Origin of the sequence: Kribbella sp. NPDC051770 (assembly GCF_040681455.1) — a bacterium.
In the GTDB taxonomy this organism is placed as follows: Bacteria; Actinomycetota; Actinomycetes; order Propionibacteriales; family Kribbellaceae; genus Kribbella.
In genome coordinates this window covers 375,002-391,235 of the sequence record NZ_JBFAYT010000001.1, presented here as the reverse complement: position 1 = coordinate 391,235, position 16,234 = coordinate 375,002, and the positions used below count along the sequence as shown (strand labels likewise).

General features: G+C 68.7%; 16 protein-coding genes. 7 read left to right on the top strand and 9 right to left on the bottom strand.

Annotation, left to right across the window (positions count from 1 at the left end):
• Positions 1–46 precede the first annotated feature (46 nt).
• The 9 genes from AB0M01_RS01890 to AB0M01_RS01850 form a co-directional block, all read right to left on the bottom strand.
• Positions 47–1,162: a condensation domain-containing protein gene (locus tag AB0M01_RS01890; RefSeq protein ID WP_363664960.1), complete on the bottom strand. Its 1,116-nt coding sequence runs from the start codon at positions 1,160–1,162 to the stop codon at positions 47–49.
• Positions 1,159–2,067, bottom strand: coding sequence for a hypothetical protein (locus AB0M01_RS01885; protein ID WP_363664959.1), 909 nt, complete (start codon positions 2,065–2,067; stop codon positions 1,159–1,161). Before AB0M01_RS01885 ends, AB0M01_RS01890 begins: the two co-directional genes overlap by 4 nt.
• Positions 2,068–2,180: 113 nt before the next feature.
• Positions 2,181–3,062, bottom strand: a complete 882-nt coding sequence (locus AB0M01_RS01880; protein ID WP_363664958.1) for an aminoglycoside phosphotransferase family protein — start codon at positions 3,060–3,062, stop codon at positions 2,181–2,183.
• The gene (locus AB0M01_RS01875; protein WP_363664957.1) at positions 3,059–4,012 is read right to left on the bottom strand and encodes a Gfo/Idh/MocA family oxidoreductase; all 954 of its coding nucleotides are present in this window, start codon (positions 4,010–4,012) and stop codon (positions 3,059–3,061) included. Before AB0M01_RS01875 ends, AB0M01_RS01880 begins: the two co-directional genes overlap by 4 nt.
• On the bottom strand, positions 4,002–5,174 hold the full coding sequence (locus tag AB0M01_RS01870) for a hypothetical protein (protein WP_363664956.1): 1,173 nt from the start codon (positions 5,172–5,174) through the stop codon (positions 4,002–4,004). Before AB0M01_RS01870 ends, AB0M01_RS01875 begins: the two co-directional genes overlap by 11 nt.
• Positions 5,171–5,422: an acyl carrier protein gene (locus tag AB0M01_RS01865; RefSeq protein ID WP_363664955.1), complete on the bottom strand. Its 252-nt coding sequence runs from the start codon at positions 5,420–5,422 to the stop codon at positions 5,171–5,173. Before AB0M01_RS01865 ends, AB0M01_RS01870 begins: the two co-directional genes overlap by 4 nt.
• 2 nt (positions 5,423–5,424) lie before the next feature.
• Entirely contained in the window at positions 5,425–6,600 is a 1,176-nt protein-coding gene (locus AB0M01_RS01860) for a radical SAM protein (RefSeq protein ID WP_363664954.1), read from the bottom strand.
• Positions 6,600–7,835, bottom strand: coding sequence for an MFS transporter (locus tag AB0M01_RS01855; RefSeq protein WP_363664953.1), 1,236 nt, complete (start codon positions 7,833–7,835; stop codon positions 6,600–6,602). Before AB0M01_RS01855 ends, AB0M01_RS01860 begins: the two co-directional genes overlap by 1 nt.
• 159 nt (positions 7,836–7,994) lie before the next feature.
• On the bottom strand, positions 7,995–8,609 hold the full coding sequence (locus tag AB0M01_RS01850; protein WP_363664952.1) for a TetR/AcrR family transcriptional regulator: 615 nt from the start codon (positions 8,607–8,609) through the stop codon (positions 7,995–7,997).
• A gap of 104 nt (positions 8,610–8,713) precedes the next feature.
• On the opposite strand from AB0M01_RS01850, the gene AB0M01_RS01845 reads away from it, so the two are divergent.
• The 7 genes from AB0M01_RS01845 to AB0M01_RS01815 all read left to right on the top strand — a co-directional run bounded on the left by AB0M01_RS01845 (position 8,714) and on the right by AB0M01_RS01815 (position 16,139).
• The gene (locus AB0M01_RS01845; RefSeq protein WP_363664951.1) at positions 8,714–9,715 is read left to right on the top strand and encodes a hypothetical protein; all 1,002 of its coding nucleotides are present in this window, start codon (positions 8,714–8,716) and stop codon (positions 9,713–9,715) included.
• A gap of 187 nt (positions 9,716–9,902) precedes the next feature.
• Positions 9,903–11,297, top strand: a complete 1,395-nt coding sequence (locus AB0M01_RS01840) for an extracellular solute-binding protein (RefSeq protein ID WP_363664950.1) — start codon at positions 9,903–9,905, stop codon at positions 11,295–11,297.
• Between the two features lie 33 nt (positions 11,298–11,330).
• Positions 11,331–12,263, top strand: coding sequence for a sugar ABC transporter permease (locus tag AB0M01_RS01835; protein ID WP_363664949.1), 933 nt, complete (start codon positions 11,331–11,333; stop codon positions 12,261–12,263).
• Positions 12,260–13,087, top strand: coding sequence for a carbohydrate ABC transporter permease (locus tag AB0M01_RS01830; protein ID WP_363664948.1), 828 nt, complete (start codon positions 12,260–12,262; stop codon positions 13,085–13,087). Before AB0M01_RS01835 ends, AB0M01_RS01830 begins: the two co-directional genes overlap by 4 nt.
• A 16-nt stretch (positions 13,088–13,103) precedes the next feature.
• Entirely contained in the window at positions 13,104–14,372 is a 1,269-nt protein-coding gene (locus AB0M01_RS01825; RefSeq protein WP_363664947.1) for a pitrilysin family protein, read from the top strand.
• Positions 14,369–15,712 (top strand): pitrilysin family protein, encoded by a 1,344-nt coding sequence (locus tag AB0M01_RS01820; protein WP_363664946.1) that lies wholly within the window; start codon positions 14,369–14,371, stop codon positions 15,710–15,712. Before AB0M01_RS01825 ends, AB0M01_RS01820 begins: the two co-directional genes overlap by 4 nt.
• Before the next feature lie 55 nt (positions 15,713–15,767).
• Entirely contained in the window at positions 15,768–16,139 is a 372-nt protein-coding gene (locus AB0M01_RS01815; RefSeq protein WP_363664945.1) for a DUF4190 domain-containing protein, read from the top strand.
• The last annotated feature ends 95 nt before the right edge of the window (positions 16,140–16,234 follow it).

Genomic DNA, 16,234 nt, shown 5'->3' with positions numbered 1-16,234 from the left:
CGGCGCGCCCCAGGGAGCTGGGCCGCCGGTCGGAGTGGTGCTAGGCCTACCCCAGGAGGTAGGCGCGGAAGTCGTCGACTAGTGCGGACACGTGCTGCTCGGTCCAGTCGGTGCCGTCACCGCTGAAGTGCCCGGTCAGTACGCCGGTTGTCGTGGGGCGCATGCGGATCGCCAGAGTGTCGGCCAGGCCGGTGTCCTTCGGGCCGGCTGCTCCGACGACGGTGGCTTGGGTGGTGCCGAAGGAGTAGGGGGTGGGCCATTGCTGGGGGACGTACTCGAAGAACGGAGTTCGGCTCGGCACCTCCAGCGAGAGCACCGGGAAGCGGGCGTAGCGGCTGCAGTTGACCACTGCGTCGCGCATGGCCGGTACGTCGGCCGGGAGGGCGCCGGTGGAGCGGGGGACGGCGAGGACCGAGGGGACGATGCAGGGACCGAGAACCTGTTGCCAGGCCGGGCGGTCGCGTTTGCTGAACAGGGTGTTGAAGAGGAGGGTGTCGCCCTCGGAGGGGTTCGTTGCTGCAGCTAGTGCGGCGAGGAGGGTGACCAGGGCGGTGCTGCGGTGGGTGCGGGTGAGCTGGTCGACGTGGGAGAGCTCGGTGGGGGAGAGGAGGTCGCTGCGGTACGCGAAGGCAGGGGAAGCGGAGGAGGAGGGTTGTGGGCACAGCTTGGCGTTGGTGACCTGCGACTGCCACCAGGTGCCGGCTGCAGGAGCATGCCGGATGACCTGTTCGGTTTCGTCGAGCACGTAGTCGGCGTACTGGGGTGGTGGCGGTAGCTCCGCGCCGGAGTACAGGGCGGCTAGTTCGGTGAGGGTCAGCCAGAGGGTGGCGGGGTCGGAGATCAGGTGGTGCAGGTGCATCGTCAGGTGCTCGCTGGAGAGCTGGAGGCGTACTGGAGCTTCCACAGGCACGGGGACGTGCAGGGCGGGCTCGGCCACCAGCTCCAGCGCGGCGGTGGGAAAGTCGTGGACGCCGACAGGGACCACGGTGCGGAGTACGTCGTGGCGTTGCTGGAGGGTGTGGAAGGCAGCAGCCAGGCGGTCGGCATCGACAGGGCCGTCGAGGGCGAGCTGGGCGTTCATGGTGAACCAGGGGCCGAGTGCGAAGCCCGGGCGGCGGGCGTCCAGCTCCAGGGCGAAGGTCTGCCAGAGGGATGTCTTCACAGCAAGGCCCTGGAGTAGTCGGGGACGTCAGCTGTGAGTAGAGCTGCGTGCAGCTCCTCCAGTACGTCGAGCGAGTAGTCCTTGCGTTGCCAGTCCTCATAGGCGATGCCGTAGCCCAGCGAGATCCACAGGTCTGCGTTGCGTTGTTCGTGGGGACCGAACGGCTCCAGCAGGACCAGAGGTGTTGCTGACCAGAGGGAGTCGAGCAGCGTGCCGCCGCCGGGTTTGCTGACGGTCGCCAGTGCTTGGCGGCAGAGGTCGAAGGAGCCGTGGTGGCCGGTGCGCTGGACGAAGGGAGCGCCTGCCTCGGCGAAGGGCGGGTAGCCGTCGTCGAGCCAGGGGTGCCAGTCGGGGTCGATCATGAAGTAGCGGACGCCGTCGGTGGAGAGGTCCTGCTGCTCATAGGCGACCACGTCCAGCGAGAAGCCGGCGGCGAGCAGCTCGGCAGCGTGCTCGCGGTAGGTGCCCATGCCCCAGCCGCCGCCGTGGACCAGCAGGCGGTGGTCGCGGGCGGGCCAGGCCAGGGGAGCGTCACGGGTGACCGGGATGCTGCAGGGGAGCGTGCCGCTGCGAGCGTCGGCCAGCCAGACGTGGCGGACCGGCAACGTGCTCGCTCCAGCCTTGTCGAACGAGGGGGACTGGACCGAGTCGACGTGGCAGATGTCGACGGGGACAGGGCCGTAGCGGGCGACGTACTGGTCGAGCAGGTCGAGCCAGAAGCCGGAGAGGACGACGAAGCGGGTCACACCGCGCTCATGCCAGTCGGTGAAGAGCTGGTCGACTGCAGCAAGCTCTGTGGAGACGGAGGCGTTGCGGGCGAGCTGCTGGCCGGCGAGGGCGACGCGGAAGTCGCGGTGGAAGGCCTGCTTCGAGCGGGCTGTGGTCGCCAAGGTCTCGGCGGACATCAGGCGCTCCAACACAGAGACGCCGGGTTGACCGCCCTGCTCGCGGATCCGGTCGGCGAGCAACAGACCAGGGACGTGGACACCCAGAGCAACACCCGAGGTGAGGATCTCGATCAAAGGACGCTCAGCTCCTTCGCCAGGTGCTTCTGGATCAGCTTGAGCATGCCCGGGTCGTCGTCGCCGCGCGGTGTGCGCTCGACCAGCATGATCAGGTACAGGTACACCCGGTACAGCGACAGCAACTCCCGATCGATGTCACTGCCGTACCCCACGAGCAACTCGTCGTCGACCGAGCTGAACAGCGTCAGCGACACGAACTCCGCGACCGGATCCCCCCAGAACGCGCGCTCCCCGTCGATCAGCCCGCTGATCCGCCCACCGTCGACGAGGATGTTCCCGTCCCACAGATCGAAGTGCACCAGCCGCGGCGTCCGCACCCGGTTCAGCAGCTCGAAGCGATCAAGCCCCAGCTGTCGCGTGACCCCGGCCGGCACCTCGACGCCGTAGCGCTCGGCATCGGCCAGCACGTCGTCCAGCATCCGCTGGAACGCCACCGCCCACGTCGCCACCAGCCCGCGCTGCGGATACCCGAACCCGTCCGCACCGACCACCTCGTGCAGGTTCCGCACGATCGCGCCCAGTTCCCGCCGGTACGCCGTACGCGCCGCACCGACGCTCAACATCGTTGCCCCCGGCAACGCGGTCATCAGCAGCAGCTCGGCGTCGGCGTACACGACCTCCGGGACCGGTGCCTTGCCGCGGGCGGCCTGGTAGAACTCGGTCTCGGTCCGGATCAGTGCCTGCTCGTAGGTCAGTCCGGGCGACGCCGGGTCCGGCGCGACCTTGAGCACGAGCTGCCGCTCGCCGACGGTCAGCCGGTAGACGGTGTTGTACGTGCCCTCGGTCAGTTCCTCGTGGGCGTGCAGCTCGTGCGGCGCGATGCCGGCCCGGTCGAGCAGGGCGTGGATCGCCGCGAGGTCCAGCGTGCGCTTCACCGGTTCTCCCTTCGGGACAGGGCGTCGGAGTAGATCGCCTCCATCAGCTGGATGCGGGGCAGCGCGGCCTCCAGGTCGTCGCCGTCCTCGGCCAGGATCCTCGCCAGCTGCTGCTCGTAGTACGCGGTCGGTGGGAAGCCGATCACCTCGCGGTCGCCGTCGGCCGGGGTGACGATCAGGTTGAGTGGTACGGCGCCGAGCACCGGGCGGAGGAAGTTGCGCAGCTTCACCGTCGCGTGCTCGAAGGTGAACAGGTGCTCGGCGACGTGGTCCGCGCCGACCGCGCAGGTCAGCCTCGCCTCGGCACCCGATGCCCAGCGCAACGACGCGGTGAAGTCGCGGTCGACACCGTTCGGCCCGTCGAAGGCCGAGCGACCCTCGTACGCCGTGACGTCGAGCCCGGTCGTGGCCTGCAGCGCCTGCAGCCAGTAGCTCGCGCAGTCGTAGAAGATGCCGCCGCCGAGGTCGGGCCGGTCGCGGTACCCACCGGGGGCCGGGACGGCGAACGTCATCCGGCTCTCGACGGATCGCAGTTCGCCGTGAACAGAGCCCTCGACGAACCCGCGAACCGTTGCCTGCCACGGATGACCAGCGGTCGCGACCGCCTCAAACACCCGCGTGTCCGCGGCGGCGAAGCACAACTCCTCGGCCTCGGCCGCGGTCAGGCAGAGCGGCTTCTCGACGATCACGTCCTTGCCTGCGACGGCCGCGCGGACCGCCCAGCGGTGGTGCGCGGAGTTGTGCAGCGAGATGTAGACGGCGTCGATCGCCGGGTCGGCGAGCAGCGCCGAGTAGCTCTCGTAGACCAGCGGGATGTCGTAGCGGCCGGCGAACTCCTTGGCCCGGACGGGATCGCTGGCGGCGACGGCCCGGACGTCGACGCTCTCCTTGCCGATCATCGTCCGGGCGGCGATCCCGGTGGCACCGATCAGGCCCAGCTCAAGCGGCATCGGTCATTCCTCGTGGAGTCAGGCCGGCCGCGGTGACCGCGGCCAGCAGGCGGTGCTGCCAGCGGGTGAGCTCGCCGGCGGGGCAGAAGATCGCGACGTACACGCGGCCGCCGGGTGCGGCGAGATGGGTGCCGTTGAGGACCATCGCGCCGGGTCGGTCGCCGGTCGTCAGGAGGCCGCGAAGGGCGTGCAGAACGTCCTGGATCCCCTTGCCCGCGGCAATGTTCAGCTCGAGTTGCCACAGGTGAGCAGGCAACGAGCCGCGTTGACCCAGATGGTGAGCGAGCAGGCCGAGCGACTGCCGCGCGTTGATCTCCAGCACCGGTACGACGGAGTCGTCGTCGAGCAGCATCGCGTCGACACCGACCGGACCCCAGTACCCGGCGTCGTGCAGCGCGGCGACCACGTCGCCGAGCGAGTCGGCGTACCAGCCTGCGTCGATCAGAGCGCTCGGCGCCGGGCTGGAGCCGAAGTGCCGGAAGCCCTTGTTGGTCATCTGCTGCAGACCGAGGAACTCCCAGGAGCCGTCGCGGGCCAGCAACAGGTGCCCGGAGAAGTCGTGCTTCTTGGCGAACTTCTGCTGGACGATCAGCTCGACGCGTTTGTCGGGTTGTTTGCGCAGGACGCGTTCGACGGCGCGCAGGACGCCGGGCGTGCTGATCTCCAGGAGGGAGCGACCGGAGACGCCGTACGGGTCCTTGACCAGGGCGCGGAAGTCGAGGTCGGTGACGGCGGCGACGAGCTCGTCGGCGGAGTGGACGACGCGGCCGGCGCCGGGGAGGCCGAGGTCGAGCACGAGGGCGTTGGACCAGGATTTGGAGTTGACCTGGGCAACGACCTCGGGTGAGGGCAAGGAAGGGAGCGGGGACAGGACTGCGTAGGGGGCTGGTACTTGGTTGTCGAGTGGCGGGAGGTGCTGCTCGACCGGGCCGGAGAGCGGGGCACCCAGCGGCAAACAGTCGAAGTCGACGCCGTAGCCGGCCAGCAGCTCGGGGGCGACCGCCCGCCTGGTGATCAGCAGATCACCAGGCGCGCAGAAGCCGGCCAGCAGTTCGTCCATCGTGGCCACCGACGGGTCGCCGCCGCCGATCGACGGCAACTGTGCCAGATCGCCGGGCCGCCACCACGACTCGGCGTCGAACGTGCCGAAGCGGACGCTCATTGGGTCAGTCGGGCCACGAACGCGCTGAACTGGCGGACCGAGCGCAGGTCGTCGAGCTGCAGCTGCGGGTAGTCCAGCTCCAGGTCGAACTCGTCCTCGATCGCCAGCAGGAACGTGATCGTCTGCAGCGAGTCCAGCCCGTACTGCTCGACCAGGTCGGCCTCCGGACCGATCTGCTCGGCGGTCGTCCCGTTGTCCAGCACCTTGGCCAGGACGATCTTGACCCGGTCCTCGATCACAGCGGTCATGCTCAGACTCCGTTCAGGTAAAGGAGGATGCACTTCGAGCAGACCGGCATCATGCCGTTCTCGGACATGATCCGGCGGACCTCGCGGAACGACTGGCTCTGCCACAGCTCGCCGACCGGCTGGTCGTACAGGTTGCCGACCACGAACTCGGGGAAGAACTTGCACGAGCTGACCGCGCCGTCGGCGTGCACCTCCATCCGGTTCGAGACCGCGAGGCACTTGCTGCGGTGCTGGGCCGGCCGCGACGTGCCGAGGATGAAGTCGGTGACCTCGTCCTCCTCGAGCTGCGGCTGGTAGCGCAGCCGGACGTTCCAGGCGCGCGACGCCAGCCGCGCCATCGAGTCACGCAGCGCGGGCAGCTCCTCCTCGGGCAGCTGGTACGTGTAGCTGTGCCAGGTCGGCTTCTTCGTGTCGGTACTCGGGTTCAGCCAGGAGAACGTCTTCTCGTACAGGCGGTCCATCGACTCGGCGACCTCGGGGCTGATGTACCAGGGGAACTGGAAGTAGACCGTGTTGACGCCGAGCTCCTCGGCCCACTCCATGAACTCGTACATCTTGTGCACGGTGACGTGGCTGACCATGCACGACAGCGACAGCTCGCCGTCCCACTGCCCGGACCGCTTCAGGTCCAGCATCAGCTGGATGTTCTCCATCGTGCGCTTGAACGTCCCGCGGCCGCGCAGCGCCTCGTGGTCCTCACCGAGCCCGTCCAGGCTGACCAGCAGGTTGAGGTTCTCACCGATCCGCAGCAGGTCGTCCAGCTTGCGCTTGAACAGCAGGCCGTTCGTGCACATGTTCACTGTCCGCGGGTACTTCTCCAGCAGCGCGGCGACCTCGTTGAACTTGGTGTGCATCAGCGGCTCGCCGCCCCACAGGAACAGCTTCGAGCGCACCGGCGCGGTGGTCCGCAGCACGTCCTCGACGACCGCCAGGTCGAGCTCCGTCTTCTGCTTGACCGCGCTGAAGTCACGGAAGAACCCCTGCTCGTTCCACTGGTAGCAGTGCGTGCAGCGCAGGTTGCAGCGGTAGGTGAGCTGCAGGCTGACCTCCTGCGGCAGCGGTGCCGCGTACGACGGGTCCGCGAGCAGGTTGCGCCGGGCCTTGGAGCGGATCGACACGGTGTGCTTGATGTCGGCGAACTCTTTGGTGTTCAGCGTGCGGGTGGTGGTGGGACGCATCAGACCTCCTGGTGGGTGGCTGTGGCGACGAGCAGTGCGCTGGCTCCGGCGATCACACCTCCTGTCGCGAGGACGAGGACCAGACCGGTCGCCGTACCGAGCTGTGCACTCAGTACGCCGCCGGCCAGGCCGCCGGTGATCGCGCCGAGCGGCACGGTGGACGAGGTGAGCGTGCGCGCGGTGGCGTGCACGGTGCTCTGCAGAGCGGCCGGGGTGATCTCCTGACGGACGCTGGTGGTGACGACGTTCCACACCGGCAGCCAGACCGAGGCGCAGATCCGGATGGCGACCAGTGCGAGCGCCGGAGCGCTCAGCAGACACAGCGGAACGGCCAGCCAGCACAGGGCTTCCACACCGGTCAGCACGAGCGTCCGCCGTACGCCGATGGTCGCGGCGAGCCTGTTGGCGACGAACGCGCCCAGCAGCCCGCCCACCGATCCGGCGGCGATCAGCAGCCCTCCGGCGAGGCTGGACAGGCCGAGCACCCGGTACGCGAACAGCAGCAGGACGGCGTCGACCATGCCCGAGCCGAAGCTGCGGATCGCTGCTGCGCCGACCAGGCGACGCAGCAGTTGGTGCTGCCAGACGAAGGTGAAGCCGGTGCGGATCCGGTGGGGGAGTGGCTCGCGCACTGGCTCAGGTGGTGGCTCGACAGCGGCGATGCGGGTGCGGCCGAGAGCTGAAGCCAGGAAGGGGAACGCGCAGAGCAGCAGACCGGCGTACGGCGTGGTGGTGCGGAGCAGGAGACCGCCGAGCGCGGGGCCGACGAGCTTGGACAGGCTGTCGGAGCTCTGCAGCTTGGCGTTGGCGCCGACCAGGTCGCGGGGCTCGACCAGAGCGGGCAGGTACGACTGGCCGGCGATGTCGACGAACACCATCGCGGCGCCGGCGAGCGCGACCACGACGCACAGCTGCGGGACGCTGACCCAGCCGGCCAATGCGGCGAGCGGGACGCTGGCGAACGCGGCGAAGCGGACCAGCTCGCCCGCGATCATCACCCGGCGGCGAGGGACGTGGGCGAGCGCGGCACCGGCGACCAGGCCGAGCGCGGGGTAGGCGAACCAGCCCAGCGCGGACAGGACGCCGACCTGCGCCTCGCTGGCGTCGAGGGTGAGGATCGCGATCGTCGGGACGGCGAAACCGGTCAGCCGGTCCCCGGTGAAACTCGCGGTCTGGCTGGCCCAGTACCAGGGCAGGCCGACCCGCGACCGCACGGCAGTTGTGGTTGATCGCACGACTCTCCCCAGCGTCGTCGGTACACCGGCCCTGCGGCTGACCCCCTAAGTTCAAGACTTGAAATAACCTCGGACAACTTAACCGGATAGGTCTGAGGACTCAAGCCCTCCGTGACCTTGTAATCGCTCACAGTGGCGAAGTCGGAGGATCTTTCAGTTTCAGGTGGTCTGAGGAGTCGACGACCCGAACAGCGCGTCGATGCCCGCGGAGTAGCTCTCCGGGGTGACGTCGCCGAGCAGCAGACGCTGCAGGATGAAGCCGGGGAGCAGGCCGAACAGGGCCTGCGCGACGTGCTCGGGGTCGACGTCGGCCGCGACCGTGCCGTCGGCCTGCGCACGCCGTACGACGCGCAGGTAGTGGCCGCGCAGCATCTTGTACTTCTCGCGGGCGATCGCCCCGATCGCCGGGTTGTGCACCGCCTCGGCCCAGGCCTGCAGGCCGATCCGGGTGATGTCGCCGCCCGGCCGCTCGGCGATCGCCACCACGTGCACCAGCACCCGGCGCATCGCCTCGGCCGGCGTCAGCGGCTCCTCGGTGGACAGGATCTCGGCGAACAGGTCGTCGACGGTGCCGAGCGCCTGGTCGGCGATCGCCGCGATGATCTCGTCCTTGCTCCGGAAGTAGCCGTAGACCGCGCCCGCGGACAGGCCGGACTCGCGGATCACGTCGGCCATCGTCGTCTTGTGGAAACCGTGCTCGGACACGCAGGTGAGCGCGGCGGTGACGATCTGCTCGCGCCGGGCGACCCGGTGCTCCGCGGTGACCTTCGGCATACCGCGAACATAAAACGAATGTCCGTTCTTGACAACTCGACCGGCCAGGGGTCACGCTCGGAGCATCTAAAAGAACGGTCATTCGTTTTTAGGGGAGAGAGCTCATGTCCGAGACCACCGAACGCCGCCGCCCGCCGGTGCTCGTCGTCGTCACCCTGCTCACCGCGCTGCTGACGGTGCTGCTGATCGCGTTCGCCTGGCCGGCCGCGCGGTCGGAACCGCGCGAGGTTCCGCTGGCCGTCGCCGGTCCGCAGGCGGCGGTCGGTCAGGTCAGCGCCGCGCTGGAGCAGGCGATGCCGGGTGGCTTCGCGATCGAGCCGGTGGCCGACCGGGCGTCCGCCGTACAGGCCATCGAGGACCGGGACGTGTACGGCGCGATCGTGCTCGACCAGGCCGCGCCCGAGGTGCTGACCGCGTCGGCGGCCGGTCCGGTGGTGTCGCAGCTGCTCACGCAGGTCGCGGGCAAGCTGGCCGCGCAGAACCCGGCCGCCGCACCGAAGGTGACCGACGTGGTTCCCTTGCCTGCTGAGGATCCGCGGGGTGCGGGCCTGGCCGCGGGCGCGTTGCCGCTGGTGCTCGGGGGCATCCTCGCGGCCGCCGCGCTGACCAACTTCGCCAAGGCCGGCCGGAGCCGGATCGTCGGTGCGCTCGGCTTCGCCGTCGCCGGTGCGCTGGCGCTGACCGCGGTGCTGCAGTTCTGGCTCGGCTCGTTCGAGGGCAGCTACTGGGCCAACGCCGGCGTGATCGCGATGTCGATCGGCGCGATCAGCCTGACCCTGCTGGGTCTCGAGTGGCTGCTCGGCGCGGCCGGGCTCGGCCTGGGCTCCGCCACGATGATGCTGCTCGGCAACCCGCTGTCCGGGATGACGAGCGCGCCGGAGATGCTGCCGGGCGGCTGGGGAACGCTCGGCCAGTTCCTCCCGCCGGGAGCCGCTGGTACGGCGTTGCGCTCGGTCAGCTTCTTCGACGGAGCGGGTGCCGCGCAGCCGTTGCTCGTGCTGACCGGCTGGCTGGTGCTCGGACTGGTTCTTTGCGGACTCGGCTCGATCCGCGGTCAGCGGCACGTCGTACAGGCCCGTCACGAGGCGTCGCCCGTTACCGTCTGAACTACGGGAATGCGGTGATCGGATCGTTACGGCCCGGTCACCGCGTCCGTCCGTCCGGACGGCGACAACGTTGTCTGTCAACCATTGACTTCACTGGTCTGACACTCCTACGGTCACGGGAAAGCCCACGGGGTTTGAGCGGTGGTACCGGGATGACAACGATTGCCCGAAGGTGGACGTGATGGTCATGAAGAACGGTTTCAAGACGGCGGGTGTCCTCGCCGTGGGCGCGCTCCTGCTGGGGGTTTCGGCCTGCAGTCAGGGATCGACCACCAAGACGCCGGAAGCAGCTGGTTCCAGCTCCGGCCCGGCGAACATCAAGATCGCCTACCAGCAGTGGGGTCCGGGCACGGTGATGAAGAACTTCCTCACCGGCGCCAAGACCGAGTACGAGGCGGCCAACCCCGGCTCGAAGGTCGAGATCGTGCCGATCGTGGCCAGCGAGAACGACTACTACACCAAGCTCCAGCTGATGATGCGCTCGCCGAACACGGCGCCCGACATCGTCTACGAGGACACCTTCCTGATCAACTCCGACATCACCGCGGGGTACCTGAAGCCGCTGGACGACTACATCAAGGACTGGTCGGACTGGAACCAGTTCGAGGACACCGCCAAGGGCGCGGCCAAGGGCCAGGACGGCAAGACGTACGGCGTACCGGACGGCACCGACACCCGCGCCCTCTGGTACAACAAGGAGATCTTCGCCAAGGCCGGGCTGCCGGCCGACTGGCAGCCGAAGACCTGGGACGACGTGCTCAGCGCGGCCCGCACCATCAAGCAGAAGGTGCCCGGGGTCATCCCGTTCAACATCTACTCGGGCAAGCCGATGGGTGAGGCCTCGGCCATGCAGGGCATGGAGATGCTGCTCTACGGCACCAAGGACACCCTGTACAACTTCGACCAGCAGAAGTGGGTCGTCGGCAGCCAGGGCTTCAAGGACTCGCTGAACTTCGTCAAGACCGTCTTCGACGAGGGCATCGCGCCGCAGCCGAAGCAGTCGCTGGACCCGAACTGGGGCAACAAGGTCGGCAGCGACCTGCTCCCGAACGGCAAGCTGGCGATCGCGCTGGACGGCTCCTGGCTGTACAACAACTGGCAGAAGACCGGCGCCAAGCCGTGGCCGCAGTGGTCCGAGGTGCTCGGCCAGACCGCGATGCCGACCCAGGACGGCAGTGGCAAGGGCAAGGTCAGCCTCTCCGGCGGTTGGACCTGGGCGATCCCGGCCAAGTCGAAGTCGCCCGACGCCGCCTGGAACTTCATCAAGACCCTGCAGACGCAGAAGAACGCGACCAAGTACGCCACCGACGGCGCCCAGATCGCGGTCCGCAAGGACGTCGCCTCCGACGCCGGCTACAAGACCTCGGCCAAGTCGACGCAGTTCTTCACCGACCTGGTGGCGGTGACCGTGTACCGGCCGGCGCTGCCGGAGTACCCGAAGGTCTCCAACGAGATCATCACCGCGATGGAAGCGGTGATGACCAAGCAGTCGACGCCGGAGGAAGCGGCCAAGAACTACGACGAGGCCGTCGAGAGCATCGTCAGCAAGGACAAGACGACCACCCAGAGCCAGGGCCAGTGACACCCACCTTGCGCTGCTGAAGGGATCTTCGCTGTGACGACCTCCGCTTCCGCGCTGCCCGCTGCCTCCGGCCGAAAGGCCGGGGGCGGTGGGCGCCCGCGCGGCGCCAAGCTGCTGAAGATGCTGCCGCTCGGACCGGCGATCGGGCTGATGCTGGTCTTCCTGGCCGGCCCGATCATCTACTGCCTGTACGCCGCGTTCACGAACATGGCGCTCACCGGTCCCGGGGCCAGCGACGTGAAGTTCGTCGGCCTCGACAACTTCCGCAAGGCCTTCGGCAGCTCGGCGTTCACGAACTCGATCTGGCTGACCCTGGTGTTCACGCTGATCTCCGCGATCATCGGCCAGAACACCCTCGGTCTCGGCCTGGCGCTGCTGATGCGGCGCTCCACCAAGCTGGTCCGCAACTTCGTCGGGACGGCGGTGATCGGCGCCTGGGTGCTGCCCGAGGTGGTGGCGGCGTACCTGCTCAGCGCGTTCTTCAACGACGAGGGCACGCTGAACGTGATCCTGCACAAGGTCGGGCTGCCCGGCCAGGACTGGTTGTACGCGGCACCGATCATCGCGGTCTCGATCGCCAACATCTGGCGCGGTACGGCGTTCTCGATGCTGGTCTACTCCGCGGCGCTCAGCGAGGTGCCCAAGGAGATCGAGGAGTCGGCCGAGATGGACGGCGCGGCCGGGCTGCGCCGGCTGGTCTTCGTGACGCTGCCGATGATCAGCCGAGCCATCATGACCAACCTGATGCTGATCACGCTGCAGACGCTGAGCGTCTTCGGCCTGATCTACGCGATGACCCGCGGCGGGCCCGGCACCAAGAGCCAGACGCTGCCGCTGTACATGTACGAGCAGGCGTTCAGCTTCTCCCAGATCGGCTACGGCACCGCGATCGCCCTGGTGATGCTGGCGATCGGCGCGGTCTTCTCGCTGATCTACCTGCGTGGACTGAACACGGAGGCCGCATGATCGCCCGGGACCGCCTCAGCAAGCTCACCTCGAACCTGGTGCTGCTGGCGATCGGAATCCTGTTCGTGCTGCCGTTGCTGTGGGTGCTGTTCGCCTCGATCAACCGGACCGCGGGGCTGCGGGTCGAGTTCCCGACCAACCCGACGCTGGGCAACTTCAAGGCGGTGCTGAACACCGACACGACGTACCGGCCGGTGCTGAACGGCATCGTGCTGTGCGGCGGCGCGGCGCTGCTGACGATGGTCTGCGCGGTGCTCGCGGCGTACCCGCTGTCGCGGTTCAAGTCGCGGTTCAACCGGCCGTTCCTGCTCACCGTGCTGTTCTGCACCGGGCTGCCGATCACCGCGGTGATGGTGCCGGTCTACGGGCTGTTCGTGCAGCTCAACCTGGTCGACACCATCGGCGGCACGATCATGTTCATGGCGACCAGCTCGCTGCCGTTCGCGATCTGGCTGACCAAGACCTTCATGGACGGCGTCCCGATCTCGCTCGAGGAGGCCGCCTGGGTGGACGGCGCCGGCAACATGCAGGCACTGCGCCGGATCGTGCTGCCGCTGATGTGGCCCGGGATCGCGGTGGTGCTGATCTTCACCTTCATCGGCATGTGGGGGAACTTCTTCGTCCCGTTCATGCTGCTGCTGTCGCCCGAGCGGCTGCCCGCGTCGGTCAGCATCTTCACCTTCTTCGGTCAGTACGGCGAACCGAACTACGGCCAGCTGGCGGCGTACTCGCTGATCTACACCTTCCCCGTGCTGCTGCTCTACCTGTTGCTCAGCCGCAAGCTCGGCGGCGCGTTCGCCCTGGGCGGAGCGATCAAGGGGTGAGGGTAAGTTTGTCCGTATGCCGCTGACGTATCCGCTCGCTGAGCAGACTCTGGACAACGGGCTGCGTGTGGTCGTGAGTATCGACCGCGCGGTGCCGATCGTCGCCGTGAATCTCTGGTACGACGTGGGCTCGCGGCACGAGCCGCCGGGGCTCACCGGTTTCGCGCACCTGTTCGAGCACCTGATGTTCCAGGGCTCGCGGAACGTGAAGTCCGGTGAGCACTTCGGGCTCCTGGAGAGTGCCGGCGCGAGCCTGAACGCCTCGACGTTCTTCGACCGGACGAACTACTTCGAGTCGCTGCCCAGCGGCGGGCTCGACCTCGCGCTCTGGCTCGAGGCCGACCGGATGGGGTACCTGCTCGACGCGGTCAACCAGGAGAACCTGGACAACCAGCGCGACGTCGTCAAGGAGGAGAAGCGGCAGAGCTACGACAACCGCCCGTACGGCGACTCCTACGAGCGCCTGGTCCGGCTGGCGTTCCCGCAGGGCCACCCGTACGGACACATGACGATCGGCTCGATGGAGGACCTGGACGCCGCCTCGGTCGAGGACGTGCACGCCTTCTTCCGCAAGTACTACGGCCCGAACAACGCGGTCCTGACCATCGTCGGCGACGTCAACGAGGAAGACACCTTCGCGGCGGTCAAGCGGTACTTCGGCCACCTGCCCGCGATCCCGCAGCCGCCGGCCGCGCCGGACGGCACGATCGGCCCGATGACCGGTGTCGCTCGCGACGACGTCGTCGAGGACGTGCCGTCGGACCTGATCACGATGATGTTCCGGCTGCCCGTCGACGGGACGCCCGAGCTCGACGCGGCGGCGCTCGCGCTCGACGTCCTGGCCGCCGGCCAGAGCGGCCGGCTGAACCGGCGGCTGGTCCGCGACGAGCAGATCGCGCAGTCGGTGTCCGGGGGAGCGCTGCCGCTGATCGGCGGCGTCTCGTTCGGGACGCTGACCGGCATCGCGTCGGACGGCGTCGACCTGCAGAAGGTCGAGGACGCGCTGGTCGAGGAGGTCGAGAAGCTCGCCGCCGACGGGATCACCGCGGACGAGCTGGCCACCGTCCAGGCGCAGGCCGAGCGGGACTGGCTGGAGCAGCTGGCGACCTGCGCCGGCCGCGCCGACGAGATCTCCCACCACACGCTGCTGTTCGGCGACCCGAACCGGATCAACACCCGGATCGACCAGCTCCGCGCCGTCACGGTCGAGCAGGTCCAGCAGGCAGCGCAGCAGTGGATTCGGGCCGACGGCCGCGTCCAGGTGACCTACAGGAAGAGCTCATGACCCAGAACCTCGCCACGCCGCCCGTCGTCGCGCCGCCGAGGCCCTGGACGTTCCCGGCCTCGACCACGACCACCACTCGCGCCGGGACACCGGTGCACGTCTTCGACCGGCCCGGCCAGTACGTCGCGACCGTCCGGGTCACCATCGCGCTGCCGCTGTTCGCGGAGCCGCGCGAGCTCGAGGGCGTCGCGACGATCATGTCGCGCACCCTCGACGAGGGCACCGAGCTGCACTCGGCCAACGACTTCGCGGCCGCGCTGGAGCGGCACGGGGCGGCGTACGGGGTGGACGTCAGCTCCGACGCGCTGCACGTGGAGATCTCGGTCCCGACCTCGCAGCTCGCGCCCGCCGTCAAGCTGCTCGCCGAGGCCGTCACCCGGCCCGCGTTCAACCCCGCCGACGTCGGCCGGCACGTCACGATCCGGCTCGGCGAGATCAACCAGGAGCGCGCCAACGCCGGGTACCGGGCCCGTGAGGCGTTCTCCGCGCACCTCTTCGAGCCGACCGTACGGCGCTCCCGCCCGACCGCGGGCACACCGGACACGATCCGGGCGCTGACCAACGTCGAGGTGGCGAAGTTCTACCGCGACAACGTCGGACCGGCGCGGGCGCAGATCCTGTTCGCCGGCGACGCCACCGGCGTCGACGTCGCCGGGATCGTCGACGACGCGTTCGGCGACTGGACCTCCGAGGCCGGCCCCGCGCTGGAGACCCCGGAGCCGCTGTACGTGCTCGGCGACCGGATAGTGCTCGTCGACCGGCCGGGCTCGGTGCAGAGCCAGCTGCTGATCGGCTGCCCCGGCCCGGACCGCCGCGAGGACATCTGGGGCGCGGCCGCGGTCGCCAACCACGTCGTCGGCGGCACCATCACCTCCCGCGTCGACACCGTGCTGCGCGAGGAGAAGGGCTACACCTACGGCACCCGGTCCAGCTTCACCGCGCCACGCAAGGGCGGCACGTTCAGCCTCGGCGGCTCGGTCCGCACCGAGGTGACCGGCGCCGCGATCACCGACGCGCTGCGGATCCTGCGCGAGGCCCGCGACGGGCTGACCGACAAGGAGGTCGGGGAGTCCAAGGACAACCTGATCCGGACCGCCCCGCTGCGCTACGAGCAGGCCGACTCGATCGCCCAGCAGGTCGGCAGCAACATCGCCGCCGGCGTACCGCTGGACTTCGCCGACACCTACCTGGCGCAGATCGCGGCGACCACCGCGGAGTCGGCGACCGCGGCGTACAACCGGTACGTCGGAACCAACGGGCTGCTCGTGGTCGTCGTAGGGGAGGCCAAGGACGTCCGCGACCAGCTCGCCGGGCTGGGGGACGTCACCGAGCTGAGCTGAGGACCTGTCATCCTCTGCTCAGGCCTACTTGGCCCTGAGCAGAGGAGAGCACGACATGTCGTTCGACGAGCGACCGCAGGACCGGCCGCCGCAGTACGGGCAGTACCCGACGCAGCCGGGGTTCCCGTCGCAACCCGCGTACGGCGTGCTGCGCGACAACTCGAACGCGACCGTCGCGCTGGTGCTCGGGCTGATCCCGTTCATCACCGGGTTGTTCATCCTGTCGCCGTTCGCCTGGTGGAAGGGCAACCAGGCGGTCGCCGAGATCGACGCCGCACCGGGCGTCTACAACAACCGCGGCATGGCGGTGGCCGGCCGGATCACCGGCATCGTCGGGACCGTGCTGCTGATCCTGGCGATCCTGTTCGGGATCGCGATGGTGCTGCTGTTCGTGGTTTTCGCCGCCAACTCGGACTACTCGGGCTGATTCAACTGTTTGCTTGGAAAAGCTGACAACGTCGGCCCCCTCCCGTCACGTGCACGGCTGACTTACGTTGTGCGCGTCAGACTCACTTCAGGGAG

Bases quoted from the DNA above. Each gene is read 5' to 3' on its own strand.
- AB0M01_RS01885 (WP_363664959.1), bottom strand. From the start codon at position 2,067: ATGTCCGCCGAGACCTTGGCGACCACAGCCCGCTCGAAGCAGGCCTTC.
- AB0M01_RS01875 (WP_363664957.1), bottom strand. From the start codon at position 4,012: ATGCCGCTTGAGCTGGGCCTGATCGGTGCCACCGGGATCGCCGCCCGG.
- AB0M01_RS01870 (WP_363664956.1), bottom strand. From the start codon at position 5,174: ATGAGCGTCCGCTTCGGCACGTTCGACGCCGAGTCGTGGTGGCGGCCC.
- AB0M01_RS01865 (WP_363664955.1), bottom strand. From the start codon at position 5,422: ATGACCGCTGTGATCGAGGACCGGGTCAAGATCGTCCTGGCCAAGGTG.
- AB0M01_RS01860 (WP_363664954.1), bottom strand. From the start codon at position 6,600: ATGCGTCCCACCACCACCCGCACGCTGAACACCAAAGAGTTCGCCGAC.
- AB0M01_RS01850 (WP_363664952.1), bottom strand. From the start codon at position 8,609: ATGCCGAAGGTCACCGCGGAGCACCGGGTCGCCCGGCGCGAGCAGATC.
- AB0M01_RS01845 (WP_363664951.1), top strand. From the start codon at position 8,714: ATGTCCGAGACCACCGAACGCCGCCGCCCGCCGGTGCTCGTCGTCGTC.
- AB0M01_RS01840 (WP_363664950.1), top strand. From the start codon at position 9,903: ATGAAGAACGGTTTCAAGACGGCGGGTGTCCTCGCCGTGGGCGCGCTC.
- AB0M01_RS01830 (WP_363664948.1), top strand. From the start codon at position 12,260: ATGATCGCCCGGGACCGCCTCAGCAAGCTCACCTCGAACCTGGTGCTG.
- AB0M01_RS01825 (WP_363664947.1), top strand. From the start codon at position 13,104: ATGCCGCTGACGTATCCGCTCGCTGAGCAGACTCTGGACAACGGGCTG.
- AB0M01_RS01820 (WP_363664946.1), top strand. From the start codon at position 14,369: ATGACCCAGAACCTCGCCACGCCGCCCGTCGTCGCGCCGCCGAGGCCC.
- AB0M01_RS01815 (WP_363664945.1), top strand. From the start codon at position 15,768: ATGTCGTTCGACGAGCGACCGCAGGACCGGCCGCCGCAGTACGGGCAG.